General features: G+C 44.8%; 13 protein-coding genes. 2 read left to right on the top strand and 11 right to left on the bottom strand.

Annotation, left to right across the window (positions count from 1 at the left end; all coding sequences use genetic code 11):
* Window positions 1-39: 39 nt before the first annotated feature.
* From IGI89_RS10420 to IGI89_RS10370, 11 genes are all read right to left on the bottom strand, one after another.
* Entirely contained in the window at window positions 40-639 is a 600-nt protein-coding gene (locus IGI89_RS10420) for a YczE/YyaS/YitT family protein (RefSeq protein ID WP_438735627.1), read from the bottom strand.
* 107 nt (window positions 640-746) lie between these two features.
* A complete protein-coding gene (locus tag IGI89_RS10415) occupies window positions 747-2,231 on the bottom strand; it encodes a response regulator transcription factor (RefSeq protein WP_086373171.1) in 1,485 nt (494 codons plus the stop codon).
* A complete protein-coding gene (locus IGI89_RS10410; protein ID WP_438735626.1) occupies window positions 2,224-3,972 on the bottom strand; it encodes a sensor histidine kinase in 1,749 nt (582 codons plus the stop codon). The genes IGI89_RS10415 and IGI89_RS10410 overlap by 8 nt, the downstream gene beginning before the upstream one ends.
* On the bottom strand, window positions 3,965-4,585 hold the full coding sequence (locus IGI89_RS10405; RefSeq protein ID WP_008378954.1) for a DUF624 domain-containing protein: 621 nt from the start codon (window positions 4,583-4,585) through the stop codon (window positions 3,965-3,967). The genes IGI89_RS10410 and IGI89_RS10405 overlap by 8 nt, the downstream gene beginning before the upstream one ends.
* 273 nt (window positions 4,586-4,858) lie before the next feature.
* Complete coding sequence (locus tag IGI89_RS10400) at window positions 4,859-6,328, bottom strand: ABC transporter substrate-binding protein (RefSeq protein ID WP_438735625.1); 1,470 nt, start codon at window positions 6,326-6,328, stop codon at window positions 4,859-4,861.
* Between the two features lie 27 nt (window positions 6,329-6,355).
* The gene (locus IGI89_RS10395; protein WP_005225516.1) at window positions 6,356-7,276 is read right to left on the bottom strand and encodes a carbohydrate ABC transporter permease; all 921 of its coding nucleotides are present in this window, start codon (window positions 7,274-7,276) and stop codon (window positions 6,356-6,358) included.
* 13 nt (window positions 7,277-7,289) lie between these two features.
* The gene (locus tag IGI89_RS10390; protein WP_086294872.1) at window positions 7,290-8,171 is read right to left on the bottom strand and encodes an ABC transporter permease; all 882 of its coding nucleotides are present in this window, start codon (window positions 8,169-8,171) and stop codon (window positions 7,290-7,292) included.
* A gap of 240 nt (window positions 8,172-8,411) precedes the next feature.
* A complete protein-coding gene (locus tag IGI89_RS10385) occupies window positions 8,412-9,803 on the bottom strand; it encodes a glycoside hydrolase family 1 protein (protein ID WP_438735623.1) in 1,392 nt (463 codons plus the stop codon).
* Entirely contained in the window at window positions 9,796-10,671 is an 876-nt protein-coding gene (locus tag IGI89_RS10380) for an ROK family protein (RefSeq protein WP_005234751.1), read from the bottom strand. The genes IGI89_RS10385 and IGI89_RS10380 overlap by 8 nt, the downstream gene beginning before the upstream one ends.
* A gap of 3 nt (window positions 10,672-10,674) precedes the next feature.
* Window positions 10,675-13,353 carry an alpha-mannosidase gene (locus IGI89_RS10375; protein ID WP_438735622.1) on the bottom strand — a complete coding sequence of 893 codons (2,679 nt, stop codon included), beginning with the start codon at window positions 13,351-13,353 and terminating at the stop codon, window positions 10,675-10,677.
* Between the two features lie 73 nt (window positions 13,354-13,426).
* Entirely contained in the window at window positions 13,427-14,716 is a 1,290-nt protein-coding gene (locus IGI89_RS10370; protein WP_438735621.1) for a glycoside hydrolase family 125 protein, read from the bottom strand.
* A gap of 155 nt (window positions 14,717-14,871) precedes the next feature.
* On the opposite strand from IGI89_RS10370, the gene IGI89_RS10365 reads away from it, so the two are divergent.
* Together IGI89_RS10365 and IGI89_RS10360 are read left to right on the top strand one after the other, a co-directional pair.
* Entirely contained in the window at window positions 14,872-15,924 is a 1,053-nt protein-coding gene (locus IGI89_RS10365) for a GntR family transcriptional regulator (protein ID WP_400449669.1), read from the top strand.
* A 5-nt stretch (window positions 15,925-15,929) separates the two neighbouring features.
* Window positions 15,930-18,080: a GH92 family glycosyl hydrolase gene (locus IGI89_RS10360; RefSeq protein ID WP_438735620.1), complete on the top strand. Its 2,151-nt coding sequence runs from the start codon at window positions 15,930-15,932 to the stop codon at window positions 18,078-18,080.
* Window positions 18,081-18,125 lie beyond the last annotated feature (45 nt).

The following is an 18,125-nucleotide window of genomic DNA, read 5'->3' as shown; positions in this document are numbered from 1 at the left end:
CTGCCCTCACAGACAGCTTTTTCCGACTTATTCTCAAGGCTAGGCGTTTTTCCTCCGGGCAGCGATGGTTTTCATGGTGGCTTCAAAGATTGGGCCAATAAAGACGATACACAAGAGAGTACCTAACCCCACACTGGCGCCTAACGCAAAACCGATCAAGACCATCGCAGCATCCAAGCCGATACGGATCGTTTTTTGGGTCAATTTGCTTCGTTTGTAGATCAAGGCCGTCAAGGCTTCTAACGCCGCTGAACCTTTGTTGGAAGAAACGTAAACGCCGGCGCCGATGCCAAATAAGATCGGTGCCGCGAAAATAGCGATCCATGGGTAGAAAGGCAAATGAATTGATACTTTGTCCATCACTGGTTCAAAGATCCCAATCAACAAGCCTAAGCCGATCCCGTTGATAAAACTGCCAATGCCTAATTCGGCACGATCAAAGACTGCAACGATCAACAAAACAACAATGTTAAAACACAAACTGGCTATCCAAAAAGGGACATCGATAAAATTCAAAATTCCTAACAAAAACGTACTGATCGTATCATATCCTTGATGGGCAGTGATCAATAAGGATATGGCTAACGCAATCAGCCCGGTACCTATCAAAACTTGTGCAAATTTTTTGGTTTCTTTCACAACATCACGCTCTCTTCTTTATTTTTCCTCTCTTAGTTTACCGTGAAAGCGTCACAATTACTATCATTTAATCACAAAAACCGGATTTTTTTTGAAGAAATCTAAATTCAATCAAGGGATTCATAATGCTGTTCATAGGTATCGCGAAACTCTTTGGGGGTCAAACCATTCAATTTCTTAAACATTTTGGAAAAATAGTTGGTATTGTTGTAACCAATGCGATCCCCGATCTCACTGATCGTGGCTTTCGAATGAAGCAGCAGCTGTTGGGCTTGCTTGATGCGCACCAGATTGACATACTGATTAAAGCTCATTTCCGTTTCTTTCTTAAAGAGCTGCCCCAAATAAACAACACTAACGTGCAGTTCTTCTGCCGCTGATTTGACCGTCAAATCATGGGTATAACCTTCTTCAATCAGCTGGATCGTCTTTTGAACGATCTCTGAATAACGTTTTTGCGGCGGTTGTGATTTAGCCAATTCCAGCACATCATCAAAGAGTTGCCGCAAATCTGCCAATGTATTGGACTCGCGGATTCGTGCTAAAATCTGCTCATGGTTTTCTTGGGAAAGCACCGGCAGTTGCCGATAAATATCATTGAACAATAAAAAAGAAACATAACGAACATGCTCAGGGTCTGCTTGGGTTTGTTCCAAAATAGCGAACATTTTATCTAGCTCATGTTGGATTGTTTTAACATCCCCGATGGTCAGCGCTTTGTTAAAAGATAGAAACGGGAGTTCTTCGTTTCGCTCTAATATATCCACGTGGATCGTCTGTTCTTGTAAAAACAGATCTGGATAGAAGGCTTGCAGCGATTGAACCTGCTTGATTTTCTCATAGGCTTTATACAAATTCTCCCACTCGTTGATGGTTTCGCTCATGATCAACTGCCAGTCTTTACTATTAAGTTGCTGGGCTAATGCTTTTAAGACAGCGTTGATTTGTTGTCTTGGTCCGGCTGCGGTAATGATCACTTGGTTTTCATCTAATCGCCCTGGTAAGATCAATGGCTGATCGTGTTGCTGAAAAAACGTCGTGATTTTTTGTAAGATCTCGGCAGTCCCATTGAACTGCAAAACGGTAAAGGGTGCTGCTAGCGGCACCCTCTGCTGCGCCAGCAAATGGAGGTACTCGCTTTCGTTCAATTCATCATTCAACCAAAGCAGCAGGCTTGATTCTTGATAAAGTTCTTTTTCTGCCAACAGTTTTTGCTGCTCCTCTAACTCAGCTGCAATTGCTTGAACACTGCTACGCAGTTCTTCTTTGTTAACAGGTTTGACCAGATAATTACGCACACCTAACGCCATGCCTTGTTTGACAAAGGCAAACTCTTGATAGCCTGAGAGAATGATCGAGAAGAATCGATTCCCAAACGCTTGCGCTTGGCGGATCATATCGATGCCGTTCATTTCTGGCATCCGAATATCCGTGATCAGCAAATCAACGGAATGTTCTTGTAGATACTCGAGAGCCTCACTAGCACTTTTCGCTGTATGCACCACCTCAAAGCCCAGCTCTTGCCAAGGCAAGATCATCTGCAGCCCTTGCAAGATCATGTATTCATCGTCAACGAACATTGCTTTATACATCTGCCTCATGCCCCCTTTGCAAACTGTTTTCATCTAGACGGATCTTGACCGTAAACCCAGCGGCTGCTTGAGACGTAACATCCATTTGATAGGCGCCGTTGAACATCCCCCGCAACCGTTCGTGAACATTTTTGATCCCGATCGAGGTTTGGGCTCCGATCTCCTGATTTTGCAGTTCTTCATGAATCATCGCTAACTGCTGCGGATCTGCGCCTTTGCCATTGTCTTTGACTTCAATCACGATCTGATCGGCTTCTTTATAAGCTTTGATACTGATGGCGTTATCATTGCGCTGATAATCGATACCGTGAACAAAATAGTTTTCGACAAGCGGCTGCAGCGTGAACTTCGGCAATTCCAACTGTTCTAATGTCGGATCGATAGTTACATGATAGGCGATCTTATCTGGGTAGCGCATCTGAAACAAGTAGACATATTTTTCACAAAAATCGATTTCTTCTTTTAAGGTCTTCGTCTTTTCTTGCGTCGTATTGTTCCGTAGCAGTGCCGAAAAGGCATAGACGACATCTGCCAGCTCTTCTTGGTTGCGGCTCAAGGCATACATTCGAATGTATTCTAAGGTGTTATAGAGAAAATGCGGATTGATCTGGGCTTGCAATGCCCGCATGTCGGCATCCCGTTGTTTGATCTCCAGTGTGTAAATATCTTTGATGTACTCGTTGATACTGTAAGTCATTTGATTAATGGCTTCTGCGATTTCTTTCAGTTCTTGTTGGACATTGGCGGTATCGATCCGTTTGTCAAAATTCCCTTGGCTGACTTCTTTCGTCGCATAGACGATCTGCTCTACTTGCGATGTATAGCGCTTAAAGGTGCGATGAAGCACCCATAGGACCAATAATAGAATCCCAATCCCAAAACTAAAGATCCAAATGGCGCTGGAAAAAATATCCCGCCAAATCACCCTTTTTGACAACAAAACCAGGGACACTTCTCCGCTGACAGTGGTTTGTTTTTTGATATAAAAGTCTTTCGAAAGAGTGTCGTGAATGGTTCCGTGAGCAACCGCCTGATCAATTTTGGCTAAAGTTTCCTTGCTGAGGTTCGTGGCATCCTTGTACAGCCGCTGACCATTTGAGGTATACAAAAAACTGTTGATTCCATGAATTTGGTTGTCTTCTTGTCGATTGGCTAAAACATCGTCTGAACGAAAGATCACGTAGACTTGGCCTAGGGGCTGGGCATAATTACTTGGTTGGGCGATCGAACGAACAAAAAACAGACGATTTTTTAAATCAATCTGTTTGCCGCTGTGTTTTTCTCCGTAAGGTGTATCCGGCGTTGCCACTAGTGTCTCATTGCTTTCATCCAATTTAATGATGATCTCTTCGATACTAGGATGATTACGAATCAAACGATAGAGAATATTGGGCAAGTATACACTCTGTCCCGTCTGGCGAAAAATATCATTACTATAGGAAAAATAATCTGGCAATGAAAGCTGCAAATAGTTGCGTAATGATTCAAAGGCGGTATCTGAACTAGTAAATTCGCCAAGTACCGTTGAAACAACGGTATTTTGATCTTGCACGTAAGCATCCAGCTGCAAGCTTGTGCTCTCCACTAAACGTTCACTCGTAGTAAAACGATCCGCTCCGGTATAAGCGGTCAGGACCAGCATAATAATGATGGAGATGATCACCAAGAGCACACTGTACAGCTGCATCAACTGATTGATCAAAAAATCATGTTTGAACAAACGAAAACGCCACTTAGTCATGTGCCAAATCCCGATCAATGACGTTTTTTTCCTGGCTGATCGCCACATGGCACCATAAAATCAGTAAGCTGAATGTTCCAAAGAGCAAGAGCCCTTTCATCATCCAAGTAAAAACTAGAATACTAGCGATCCCAACCAGTAATTTTAGAAAGGTCGCCATATGAAGAAACAGACACACAAAGGACAATTTCAGGTTATTCCACAAGGAAATCTCATAAGACGTGTCAAAAACCACACTTAACAGGTACAGTAAAACACTCAATCCACTGACAACAACTAAAACAAAAGAGATCATCAACCAAATCAAGCCTTGGATCTGGGTAGCTAAATACAAGTTATACACTAAGAACCCTGTCAGTAGGAAAAACAGATAAAACTGCTTGTTGGCCTTGACAAAGACGTTGCGCCAAATGCGCCATGCACTACGAAAGCTTTGATTCTCATAGTTCAGTCCATCTTCGTGGATCAAAGCACTGATGGTATGAAACGCTGGACCGATCCCTAAGATTCCACCACCGGCAAGCGTCAATACGACAAAAAACAAATTCAACTTCACGATCGCCCAAATCAAGCGAAAGCCCTTGACCAACCCGCTATTTGCTGTTTCTTCCATTTAAATTCCTCCCTTATTTGTTCCCTACCGAAAATGTAGCATGATTCCAGCTTCCTACTCAAGCTACCTGAGAATCTTTTAATGCTATGTACGTTTTAGATGCAACATGCTTGCTGTTTGAACGTTAAAAACAAAAGTAACGTTTTTTATCAAAGATTTTGCTATTTACTTTAAAAGAAAAAGCAGCCAAAAGCTAGACGTGGGAACCATTGGTCCTGATGCGTTTAGCCTCCGGCTTGCTTGATCTATTGATTTATGAGAACCACCTGTTGCTTATTCTTGGCTTGCGCGGTACTCATCAAATTGTTTTTGCATTTCATCGCGGACCTTCTCCCAGCCAGCGGTTTTTAATTCTTCGTTTAGTTTCGGAACATTTTCTTCTGGATCGATCGTTCCGGTTGCTAAACTTGCTTTGTAACGGTTCATGACATTGGCGATATTCGTGATTTCTGTTTTCACGTTATCAGTCTTGAAGTTGAACCCTAAGATTGGTGATGCTTCCGCGTTAGCGATGTTTTCATCACGCTCTTTGATCATATCGTCTGTGATGGATTCTTGTGTGTAAAGGATCATGTTGTTTCCAGTGTTCCAAGCAGCCATCCGGGTATTTGGCAAGTAGCCATCAAGGAGACGGATCTTGTTGTCTTGGCCTTCGATTTTTTCCCATGCTTCGCCTTCGACACCCCAAACCAATCCATTCAACAATTCAGGATCGCTGTTCAACAAGCCCAACACTTCCACTGCTTTTTCTTTGTTTTTCGAAACATTCGCTACGACAAAGTTTGCCATTTGCGCTTGTCCGGTTGATTTTAATTGTTTCGTGATTGGACGTGAAACCAATTCATGACCTGCGGCATTGCTTAAGATCGTATCGCCGTAATCCATTGGTCCTTGGGTTTCTTCACGCATGAACCATGTGTTGCCTTCTAATGGGTAACCAGTTGTATTGGTGGCTGCATCGGTTGGGATCAAGCCTTCGTTGTACCATTTGTGCATCAATTTCAAGTTTTCCATTTGTTCATCATCTTCGTATTTATTGATGATCTTCGTTGTATCGCCATCCAATTTGACAGCAAATGGGTAATCTTTCCCAATCACATAATCATAGTTTCCAGAAACATTAAAGGTTTGTCCGATCGCAAACGGTGCGATGTTTGGTTCTTCTTCTTTGAACTTCTTCAACACGTCTTCGGCATCCGCATAAGATTCGATCCCGCTGATATCCAAATCATATTTATCTAAATACTCTTTATTGAAGGTCAAGACTTGTTGGGCATAAATATTGCCGTTGACTGGAAAGGCATATAATTTTCCGTCGATCGTATTGCCTTTGATATAAGATTCGTCTAATTGATCATACGCTTCTTTGGCATATTTTGGTGCTAACTCCGTCAAATCTGCATACGCGCCTTTTTGCGCATTCGCAACATAGTTTGAGGCAAAGGAAATATCGTAGTTTTCACCCGATGAAATGATGGTGCTCATTTTTTGATCCCAGTCTCCCCAGCCGATATACTGCAGATCGATGCGAGCGTTGGTTTTTTCTTCAATGCGTTTATTAGCGATCTCCATTAATTGATCAAAGTTTTCTGGCTTGTCCCCGACTTGATACATCAATAAAGTCGTTACGCCGTCTGCATTGTTTTCTGAATCGGATGTTGCGCCGTTCGACCCACAGGCAGCCATTCCCAAAGTTGCCGCTGCGGCCATCCCAGCAAAAGCTGTTTTTTTCCACAAATTCATTTTTGTTTCCTCCCTATACTCATTTGATTATTCTTTGACGCCACCAATTGTCAGACCACCGACAAAATACCGTTGGAAGAATGGATAGGTGATCGCAATCGGTAAGGTTGCAACAACAACGATTGCCATGCGAGCAGTTTCGCTTGGCAAAGCGGCCAAACCACCTTGGATCTGGGCAGCCATACCAGAGCTTTTAGCTAGATAGTCCAAGTTACTTTGAATCCGCATCAAAAGTGCTTGTAACGGCACTAAAGAGTCTTTTTGAATATACAACAATGCATTGAACCAGTCGTTCCAATAGCCAAGAGCGGCAAATAGACTGATCGTCGCGATCCCTGGAACCGCTAACGGCAACACGATGGATAGAAAAATCTTCATTTCGCTGGCACCGTCGATGCGCGCAGATTCTATAATACTATCTGGTACCGTCTTTTTAAAGAAGGTCCGCATAACAAGGATATTAAAAGGCCCTAAGGCAAGGGGTAAAATCAATGCCCAAATCGTATCTTTCAATTGGATCAAGTTGACCATCACTAAGTAATTGGCAACCATCCCTGGCGCAAACAACATGGTGATCAAAGCGAAGATCGTAAAGAACCGACGGAATGGAAAATTTGAGCGAGAGATGACATAGGCATATAGCGAAGTCATCGTTGCATTGACGAAGGTACCAAAAACAGTGATAAAAATAGATACGCCAAATGCTTGGAAAATTTTGCTGCTCATTTGTCCGCTAAACAGGTAGGTATATGCTGCGAACGAAAATTCTTGTGGCCAAAAGCGATAGCCGTTTTCTGCCAAAGAGGTTTCACTGGTCAATGAGATCGCGATCACAAAGAGAAACGGCAAGACACAGGAAATCGCGAACAGACCGATCACGATATTAAAAATCAGGTTGACCGTTGGGTTAAAGGAGCGGATCTCGACTTTCGTTACTTTTTTCTTCATTTATCCATCCTCCTTAGAATAATGCTGAATCTGGTTCTAGTTTACGAACAACCAAATTCGCTGTTAGTAATAATAATGCCCCAACCACTGATTGATAAAGGCCGGCAGCTGCGGTCATCCCGAAGTCGCCTGTGGCAGTCAGTCCATTATAAATGTACGTATCTAAAACGGAGGTGACTTGGTACAACGCCCCAGAGTTTCGTGGGACTTGATAGAAAAGTCCGAAGTCGGCACGGAAGATCCCACCGATGTTCAAAATCAACAAGACGGAAATCATTGGAATCAGTTGTGGCAACGTCACATTTTTAATCTGCTGCCATTTGCTGGCACCATCGACCATCGCGGCTTCGTAATACGTTTGATCGATCCCGACCACTGACGCATAATAGATGATGCTGTTGTAGCCTAAGCTCTTCCAGACATTCATAAAGACGAAAATAAACGGCCACCATTTCGGATCAGCATACCAGTTGATTCCTTCACCGCCCATACCCGTGATCCATTGGTTGATGATCCCTTTGTCTGGACTCAAAAAGGCATAGACAAAGTACGAAATAACCACCCAAGAAAGGAAGTACGGCAACAGTGACATCGTGTGATAAACTTTTACCAAACGCTTATTGCGTAGCTCACTCATTATAATGGCAAAGGCAATCGCAAAGAATAGGTTGAATGCTAAAAATACGATATTGTAGAGTAGGGTATTTCTAGTGATCAGCCAAGCATCATTGGATGCAAATAAAAATTTAAAGTTATCAAAGCCGACCCATGGGCTTTGTTTCAAACTGGCAAAAAAGCCGTCTGGTGAAATGTGGAAATCTTTGAACGCCACCACATTTGCGAATACAGGTATATAGAAAAAAAAGATAAACCAGACAACACCTGGCAAAGCCATCAATATCAATGCTTTGTATTGCCAGACATTCCTCCAAAACCCCTTTTTCTTCACATCTCATCATCTCCTTCATGCTACTAGAATAACGCTTTCATCCCTAAAAAATAAGGAACAAACTAAAGATAAAATGAAACAAATTAAAGGTCTTTGTTTATATTTTGTTTTTATTCTCTAAAAACCTGAAAAACGTCCTACCTTTTGCAAGATAGGACGCTTCATTGATTTGTTTTTTATGAATGATCAGTCGACAAAGCCGTTTTGCTGAATCACTTCGTGGAACCACTCACCAGACTTTTTGATGGTCCGTTTTTGGGTAGCCAAATCGACAGCAATAAACCCGTAACGATTTTTGAATTCATTCAGCCAAGACCAATTATCCATGCAAGTCCACATGTGATACCCGCGGCACCGGCTGCCTTCTTGGATTGCTTGGTGAACATACCGCAAATGATCTTTGATAAAGGTGATGCGGTACTCATCTTGGATCTGACCGCTGGCATCGATAAAGCGTGTTTCATCTTCGACTCCCATGCCGTTTTCTGAAATATAACAAGGGATATTGCCGTAGTTGTCTCGTAGGTTGATCAAGGTATCATAAATGCCTCGTTCATAAATTTCCCAGCCTCGATGGGGATTGATTTTCTTTTCTGGCCAATCATAAACATCGAAGTAATCTTCTGGCATTGGAGTGTCCGCTGTTTTGGCAGAACGCTTTTGCTGCACCCGCCGCGGCTGATAATAGTTGACCCCCAAGAGATCGACCGTGTTTTCTTTAATGATCTGCAAATCTTCTGCTCTGGTTTCTGGCATGATCGCCAACTCGTTTAAGACAGTGATCAATTCTTCCGGAAAGGTGCCTTTGACCGCTGGATCTAAGAAGGAACGGTTGAAAAAGGCATCTGCCAGTTGCGCCGCTTGGCCATCTTTTTCATCATTCGGATCTTTCGGATAGGTCGGTGTCAAATTCAAGATGATGCCGATTTCGCCTGATTGCTGAGACTGACGGAAGCGTTGGATCGCTAAAGCGCTGGCGAGTGCTTCATGGTAGCCGACTTGCACCGCATGTGCCAAGTTGATTTCTGCTGGGTAATGCTGTTGATACAAATACCCCATCTCCACTGGCACGATCGGTTCATTTTGCGTGAACCAATGACGGACTTGATCACCGAACAACTCAAAACACAAAGCGGCATAATCTGCAAATGCTGTGACAGTCTCGCGATTGAGCCAGCCGCCTTCTTTTTGCAGTGCCATCGGCATATCAAAATGATACAAATTGATGAAGGGCTCGATGCCATTTTCGATCAAAGTGGCGAAGTACTCGCGATAAAACGCCACCGCTTGTTGATTGACCGCTCCTCTTCCTTCTGGCAGCAAGCGACTCCACTGGATCGAGGTTCGAAAAGAATTAAAGCCGATCTCTTTCATCAATGCTACATCTTCTGGGTAACGCTGCAGCAGCTGGACGGTATCTTTGGGTCCCCGTTTTTGATAAAAGCGTTCTGGTTCCGTTGCGTACCAACAGTCCCAAATCGAATCGCCTTTGCCATCATCGGCCGTTCGTCCTTCAGTTTGCGGACCGCTGGCAGCGGCTCCCCACCAAAAATCTTTAGGAAAATGCAGGTTAGTCATGGGCAGTCACCTGCTCTTTGCCTAACAAGAGACAGCCGATAATGCCACTTTTGTTCGGCAAGCCCCAAGTGACGATGTAGTCTTCCACTGGTGGTGTCTCCATATAGCCTGCCATTTGTTTCAGGAAGGCTTGTTGGATTTGAGCGAGTAAATGCGGCTGATTCATGACCCCACCACCTAAAATGATTATCTCAGGTGCTAAAGTTAACGTGATATTGACCAGCGCTTGCCCTAGATAAAAGGCCTGCAACCCCCAAATCTCGTGCGCTTGCGGCAAGTCTTGTCCTTTGATCCCCGTACGTCCTTCCAAAGAAGGCCCTGCGGCTAATCCTTCCAGACAGTCGCCGTGATACGGGCATGTACCAGCATACATATCTTCACTGTGACGTTTGACATAGGTATGACCGATTTCTGGATGACCGATCCCTTCGAAAATCTTTCCTTCACGAACGACCCCGGCGCCAATGCCGGTTCCTACCGTCAAATAGACACAGCTGTCTTTGCCTTGTGCCGCTCCTTGGCGTAATTCTCCATAAGCGGCAGCATTGACATCTGTTGTCCAAGCAAATGCTGTCTCTGGGTAGCGCTTCTTCAACGCACCGAGAAAATCGAACTGCTGCCAGCCCTGTTTCGGCGTGGCTAGTATGTGGCCATAGGTCGCTTGGGTTGGATCGATCCCGATCGGACCAAAGGAACCGACCCCTAATGACACGAGATCGTAGGGATCGAAAAAGGCAAAGATCGCCGCTAACGTTTCCTCTGGCGTTGTCGTTGGGATCGACTCTTGGGCGATGATCGTCAGCTGTTCATCGGCAACGGCACAAATCATTTTTGTGCCGCCGGCTTCAATTCCTCCGTAAACCATCATTTCTCACTCCTTTACTCCAATGGTTCGAATTTCATATGGGTGTAATTGCTCATTGACGGACGATGCTTGTTCTTCCTCTAATAGGTTCAACAGACAGAGTGTCGCCTGCTCTTTTTGCACATGAAAGGCAGTGGCTTGATCCGCCAAATTATAGCCCCGCAAAACGATCTGCTGGTCTTGGCGATTGCGTTTTAAGGCGGTGATAGCTACCGTCGTTCCATGAGCTTCCATGTATTGGTTGCTGCTGGCTAGCTTGCCTTGATGCTTGTCGGTCTGGCTTGCCGTCCAAGGAACTTGGGCAGCTTGTGCTTGGCGATACGTTTCATAACGTTCTTCAGGAGCCCCATGACAGGCTACGCCATATTCAAAGGTGTGGCTGCCTAAGCATTGCGCTTCTGGTGTTGGGAAGTAGCCCCAATCGCCTAGCTCTCCCGTACAGCGCAACAAGGTCAAGCAGATCTGATCCTTCACGATTTCATATTCGTTCAAACCAAAATTAGAAACCGTCATGCCGCCTGTTTCATCATGCAAGTTGACAAAGGCGTGTTGATGCTGCGGATTCGTTGGGTTTTCCCAATGACTGGAAACCTGATTCGGCCGTTTTACGACTTCATAAATGCTATCAGCTTCATGGAAATCCGTGATGATCCCTGTTGGGAATAAAACCCGCAGTCGTTGATCTTTGCTTTGGTTGTTGACGGTGGTTTTAAATGCCAGGCGGTTGCTGGTTCGTTCTAAGCGAATCTCCGTCTCGATCTTGAAAGCAACCAATTCTTGACTCCGCTGTGCTTTACGGAAACGGAAATCGACGACAGCTTTTTGTTCTTCTAACAAACGGTCATCTGCTGAAACAGGAATCTGTAATTCTTGCGTCAGTCGCACAATTCCCACCAGCGGATCGTTTTGTTCGATCGTCACCTGATGCGGAAATTGCGTCGATAAGATTGCTTGATCCCCTTCTGGTTGTTTGAAGATGTACTCATTGGCGATATCCCCCACATCCTCGAAAACCAGTAAATTGCGATACGTTTTTTGGGTTGCTTTGTCTGTAATCGTCAAGCTGCCGTTTTCAGTAATGACGGCTTCCAAATGTGCGTTGGCAAGTTTACGCCCTCCTTCTGAAACGATCGGTGCGCTCTCTACTGGCGTAGCGGCTTTTTCCACTAGGGCAAAGGTCTGCCATGAAAATTCCGGCAACTGGTTTGCTTCTACTTGAACCGTGACAAAGCGTTTCATGAAAGGAATCCGAAAGGCATCTTTAGGCAATTCATAGTCAAAAAGGACCTCTTCTTCACTGATGATCGCAGCAACAGGTTTCCCCTGTTCATCGATCACCGCATAAGAACCTTTTGGCTTCGCCAATAATTCGTGGTAAAGCTTGCTTGGCAATCCTTCACGGAATGTTTTACGCTCAAGTTCGATCACGACTTCCACTAAACCAGAACGGGTGCTGCCAGTGGTGTTGAAGACCACAAAGGGACGACTCTCCTCAGGAAACCTGCTCGTGTCGATGGCGGCTACTAAATTGCGTAACGCTTCATCTGCCACGAACTTACCAATTTCATTGGCTTTTTCAAACCGCGGCATCATTTCTCGGTGTACTTCGTCCACTGAACAGCCGCAGATACTGTCGTGAGGATGATTTTGCATCAGTGTTTTCCACGCATGATCCAACATATCGTGAGGATAGCTGCCGCTTGCTTCATAAGCCATAGTTGCTAATGGTTCAGCGACATTTTCTAATTGGCGGGAAACCTTTGTATTCCATTGTTTCAGATAGACTCGGGAAGAGGCGGTATTGGCTAGAGTATACCAACCATCGGTTTCTTGACTGGTCAATTCACCTGTGACAGTTCCTAGGTCATCTGGCAGATCTGCTTGCACCGCTTCAAGGTATTCGGTAAAGCTGGCGTGTTTGAATTCATACTCTGGGAAAAGCTCGTTAGCTGTACGAATCGCTGCCGAAATGTCTTTTTGGACAGGTTGATGATCGACCCCATTCATCATTAAGTAATGATTGGTGGCACCAAATTTCTCTACATCTTGCAGTTTTTGTGTCCAAAAAGCTTTGGCTTCTGCTTTATCCACTGGAATCTCATTGCCATTGGAGTACCAGTTGGCAAAAAGTAGACCAAAGATTTGACTGCCATCTGGACCTTCCCAATGCATTTCAGAATATTGGGAAGTAAATTGATCATCGGGTAAAACTTCGTTGTCAAAGCCGATTGGTTTGACGCCACGTCCAAATGCAGCACTTTCAAGATTGGCTTGCAGCATCATTTGCGGGGTTTGCCCCATATTGCCGAAAGTATCTGGGAAATACCCCAACATAACAGGGGTGCCCCACTTTTTGCTTTCTGCCATTCCAATCAGCATATTACGGGTGTTTGATTCAGCACTTATCAAAAAGTCATCTTGCAAAATATAAAACGGACCGATCTGTAATTTTCCTTGTTTGATGGCCGCTTTGACCGCTTCGCGTTTTTCAGGTCGCACTTCTAAATAGTCATCCAAGATGATCGTCTGCCCATCTAGATGGAAGCTGTGGAACTCAGGGTCATTTTCAATTAACTCTAAAAGATCATCCATCAATTCAACTAGCCGCATGTGATGCTGTTCGTAAGGCATGTACCATTCCCGATCCCAGTGGCTGTGAGAGATGATATAAACTTGTTTCTTCATTGATTTTTACTCCTCGCTGTTTGCGTCGTTGGACTGCTTTTTGTGTCACTCGAACGGTCGTGGGTCGTGCTGCTTATTTTTCCACTCGGATATCGAAATAATCCATGACCAATTCACAAAACATCATGTTCGCCCAAGAGAACCATTCTCTCGTGTATTGCGAAGGATAATCGACATCGAACCCTTCATGCATCAAATTTGTACCCGCATCTGTCGCCACTAACTGATCCAAAATTCGTTTCTTTTCTTCTTTGTCAGTGGTGGTCATGCCTTCCATTGCCATGGCGATCGGCCACACATAATTTTCTGGCGTATGAGAGCTGCCAATGCCTTTAGCGTATTTGCCTTCATAGAAATACGGATTTTCACTGCTTAACAACGTTTTACGGGTCTGAAGATAAAGGGGATCTTCCATACTGCCATACCCCAAGTAAGGGGCGGCGATCAAATTCGGCACGTTGCTGTCATCCATCAGTGTGCCATTGCCGAATCCATCCACTTCATACGCGTAGACTTCTTCGCCAGCTTGATTTTTGGTCAACCCGTATGCTTTAATCCCTGCTTCGATCTCTGCTTGCAATTTTTTCGCTTGTGCCACGATCGCTGTGTCTTCTAAAACCGTCGTAAAGATTTCTTGGATATAGCCTAAGACCACCACCGCAAACATATTGGAGGGAATCAAATAGCCGTATTTGCAGGCATCATCACTTGGTCGAAAACCTGACCAAGTCAAGCCAACGGGTTTCACCGGCGCGCCTTTGCCGTCATGAGTCAAGGTATCTTCTTTTCGCCAGGTATCCCGTTCAAAGCGATACGGGGATTCCTCATGGTTTTGTTCTGTTACAAACACCTCCAAGGCTTTTTTGATGCCTGTTACAAAATCATCATTGAACTGATCTGTTCTGCCTGTATTTTTATATAGCAGATAGGCCAGTTGGATCGGATAACACAAAGAATCGATCTCATATTTGCGTTCCCAGATCCAATCGTTCATTTCTGTATCGTCTGTTTGGTGGCCAGCGCCATTGGCTGATTCGTTAAAGGCATTTGCGTAAGGATCGATCGTAATATAGTAGAATTGCTTCTTGACCAACCCGCTGATCATACTTGCTAAGTCTTCATCTTCTTTGGCGATCACTAAATACGGACGAACTTGCGCAGTGGAATCTCGCAGCCACATGGCTGGAATATCCCCCGTCAGTAAAAAGGTCGTGCCATCCTCATGACGCTTGACCGTCGTTAATAGTGTATTGGCAAAAGCTGCATTAAAATTTTTCGCCCAATCGGCATGCGTTTCTCCGCATAGATCCGTAATCGTTTCCATAAAAGTTGCTACTGAAGTTGGTATTTCTTTATAAACCATTCCATCACCTTCCCTTATTTGATATATCAATTTACGAACCTAGTATATCATGAATCATGTGAATGTCTAGCGCTTTTTCAAAATAATTAAAGGGTTTTCATTTTTATCGGTTTATGGTATGCTAACAAATATGATATATCAAAAGGGGTTTTCTTATGAAACAACCATTATATAAAAAAATTTACGCGGAGCTTCACGAAGCCATCGTTGAAGGGCGATTAGCTCCGGGCAGTCGTGTCCCTACTGAAAAAGAACTATCTGAACAATACCAAGTCAGTCGGATCACCTCTAAAAGAGCCTTGACGGAACTGGAACAAAATCAGCTGATCTATCGCGTGCAAGGCAGCGGCAGCTTTGTCCGAGAATTGAAGGAAAAAAAAGCGACTGGACGAATTTTGTTTGTATTGCCCTTTGCCAATGATCTCTCTTTAGGAAACTTTACCGAAGGCATTTACCCCGTGATGCAAGAACACGGCTTTGAACTTTTGATGACACCAGTGGATTATTTGGAAAAAACGACGGCAGCTGAGCTGATGCAAGAATTCGACGGCCTGATCTATTACGCCAGCAATACGTTTTCTTACTATGACTTGCTGTTCGAATGTGCTGAAAAACACTTTCCTATCGTGACCTTAGATAAAAAGCTGCATGAGTTTGATTTTCCAGCGGTCATGCCAGATAACTTTCAAGGTGGACAGCTAGCTACGGAGCATTTACTTGCGTTGGGGCATCAACGGATCGCTTATATTTTTGGTGATACCCACCATCCACAATCCGTCCGTCAGCGTTATCTAGGTTACATCGATGCGCTGAAAAAAAACCAAAGAACCTTTCGCACCAAGCTAGACGACGCTACTGCCAGTATCGCAAATGCGCTTGCCTACCTGGAAGAACATCAGGTCACGGCAGCCGTCTGTGAAAATGACTTGATCGCCATCGAATTGATGCGTGCACTGCGTCAAGCAGATTTGCACGTCCCTGCCAACATTTCCCTGGTTGGTTTCGATAATATCCAAGCCGCTGCCCTCGTTGATCCAGCACTAACGACCATCGGGCAGAATTTTGCGGAGATGGGGCGCTTGGCAGGAAACCAAGTGATTGAGAAAATCAACGCTGCGAAGGCAGCACCCCCAGTACCAACGGAGACGACCACCCATTTAGTGGCTGTTTCTTTGATCAAAAGAGAATCAACCCAATTAAAGGAGTGAACCAAGTGAACGTATCAATGATCGACACACGACACGGAACAGACAACCAATATAGTTTTTCCCATGGCAACTGCCTGCCTTATACAGGGGTTCCTTTTGGCATGAACTACTTTGCCCCGCAAACCAGCGATCAACGAGGCAGTTGGTGGTTTCATCCAGAAGATCGAACCTTTCAGGGCTTTCGCATCACCCATCAGCCTAGCCCTTGGATGGGTGATTTCAGCCATCTGACGATGCTGCCGATAAACGGCACGCTTTCTGAAAATACCCTTTTCCATGCGCAAAGCTCGTATCGTCCGGAAGAAAGCACCTTTAATCCAGCCTTTCTTAAAATCAAGACGCAGCGGTATTTAACAACAACGACTTTGATTCCCAGTATGTATGGCGGTGTGCTGTCTATTGAAAACTGCGGGGATCAGCCGGGTCTTGGCTTGTCACTGCCGGGTGACTATGTCTTAGAACAGTTGGATGAACAGACAGTGGCTGGTCAACTGATCGTATTTTCAGGATGCGAAGACGAAAGCTTCACCATCCATTTCGTCTATCGTTTTGAAACACCCATCACGGCGATCGAAGGTGCCTTGACAGGCAAAGAAGCCTTCGTCGTTCTCCGCTTTGATGATTGCCAAACACAGACGATCCGTTTTGCAACCTCGTTTCTCAGTCGCGAACAAGCTTGTTTGAACTTGCAGCGGGAACAGCAATGGGCTCCTGCCGATTATCTGGCTTCTGTCCAACAGCAATGGAATCATTTTTTGCAAAAAATCGAGATCGAGCATCACGATCAAGCACAAGTTTCTACTTTTTATCATAATTTTTATCGCTTATTCTTGTTTCCTCAAACCTTCTTCGAAATCGATCAAGAGGGTCGCAAAGTGCACTGGGATACCTTGGCAAAAGCGATCAAACCAGGACCACTGTACACAAACAACGGCTTTTGGGATACGTATAAAACTGTCTACCCGCTCTTTTCACTCTTGGCTGTCGAACAATTGGAAGACATACTGGAAGGCTTTTTGAACAGTTATCGCGAAAGCGGCTTTTTACCAAAATGGCTATCACCTGATGAGCGGGGGTTGATGCCCGGGACGCTGATCGATGCCGTGATCGCTGATGCCGCAGTAAAAGGTATCCGTCCCGATTTGATGCCCGAATTTTTAGCAGCGATGAAAAAAGGTGCCACCGTCCAAAGTGAAAATCCCAATTATGGTCGGCGCGGCACGACGGACTATTTGACTTACGGGTATGTGCCATTGACGCATCATGAATCGGTCAATCACACCCTTGATTATTGTTACAGTGATTTTTGTATCTCACAAGTCGCGCAACAGCTGGGTGACGAGCAAGCAGACTATTATCAGCAGCAATCGCAAAATTACCGCAACATTTTCGATCAGGAGACCGGCTTTATGCGGGCAAAAGACCCAGATGGCGCTTTTCGTCCAGAGTTTAGTGACACACGCTGGGGCTTGGATTATGCAGAAGGCAGTGCGTGGCAAAGTAGTTTTGCTGTTTACCATGATTTCGCTGGCTTGATCACTGCACACGGCGGCAAAGCGGCCTTTGAAGCAAAACTGATCGACTTGTGCAATCAAGAACCTCGCTATACGACAGAAGGCTACGGGTTCGAGATCCATGAAATGAGTGAGATGGCCGCACTCGATTTTGGTCAGCTGGCGATCTCCAATCAGCCAAGCTTCCACTATCCGTATCTATTCAGCTATTTGGGCAAACCAGAAATGGCACAGCCCTTGATCAAGCAGCTACTGACACAGTGCTTCAATGACTCACCAAAAGGCTTTCCTGGCGATGAAGACAACGGCAGCATGGCTGGTTGGTACATCTTCAATGCCTTGGGCTTTTATCCAGTCACACCGGGGACAGGCGAATATGTCATTGGCATGCCCTTATTTGATCAAGCAACACTGCATCTTGCTTCAGGCAAAGACTTAGTGATCAAGAGCACGCCCAATGCGCCGCAACAGCTCTTCGTGGATAAAATTACATTGAACGAAGAACCCTTCGAGCGATTATTTTTCACCCACCAAGAATTGACTGCCGGTGGTACATTGAACTTCCAGCTAGGTATCGTCCCTCGCAGCAAAGAGTGGTCAGCCGATGCCTATCCTTATAGCGTCAGTCAACCACATGCATAACGAAAAAACCGCTCCTTAGCAACAGGCAGCAGTCTACTTTCAGTC

This window comes from Enterococcus sp. AZ141 (genome assembly GCF_051714385.1).
Lineage (GTDB): Bacteria > Bacillota > Bacilli > Lactobacillales > Enterococcaceae > Enterococcus_D > Enterococcus_D entomosocium.
This window is presented reverse-complemented; position numbering and strand designations above follow the sequence as displayed.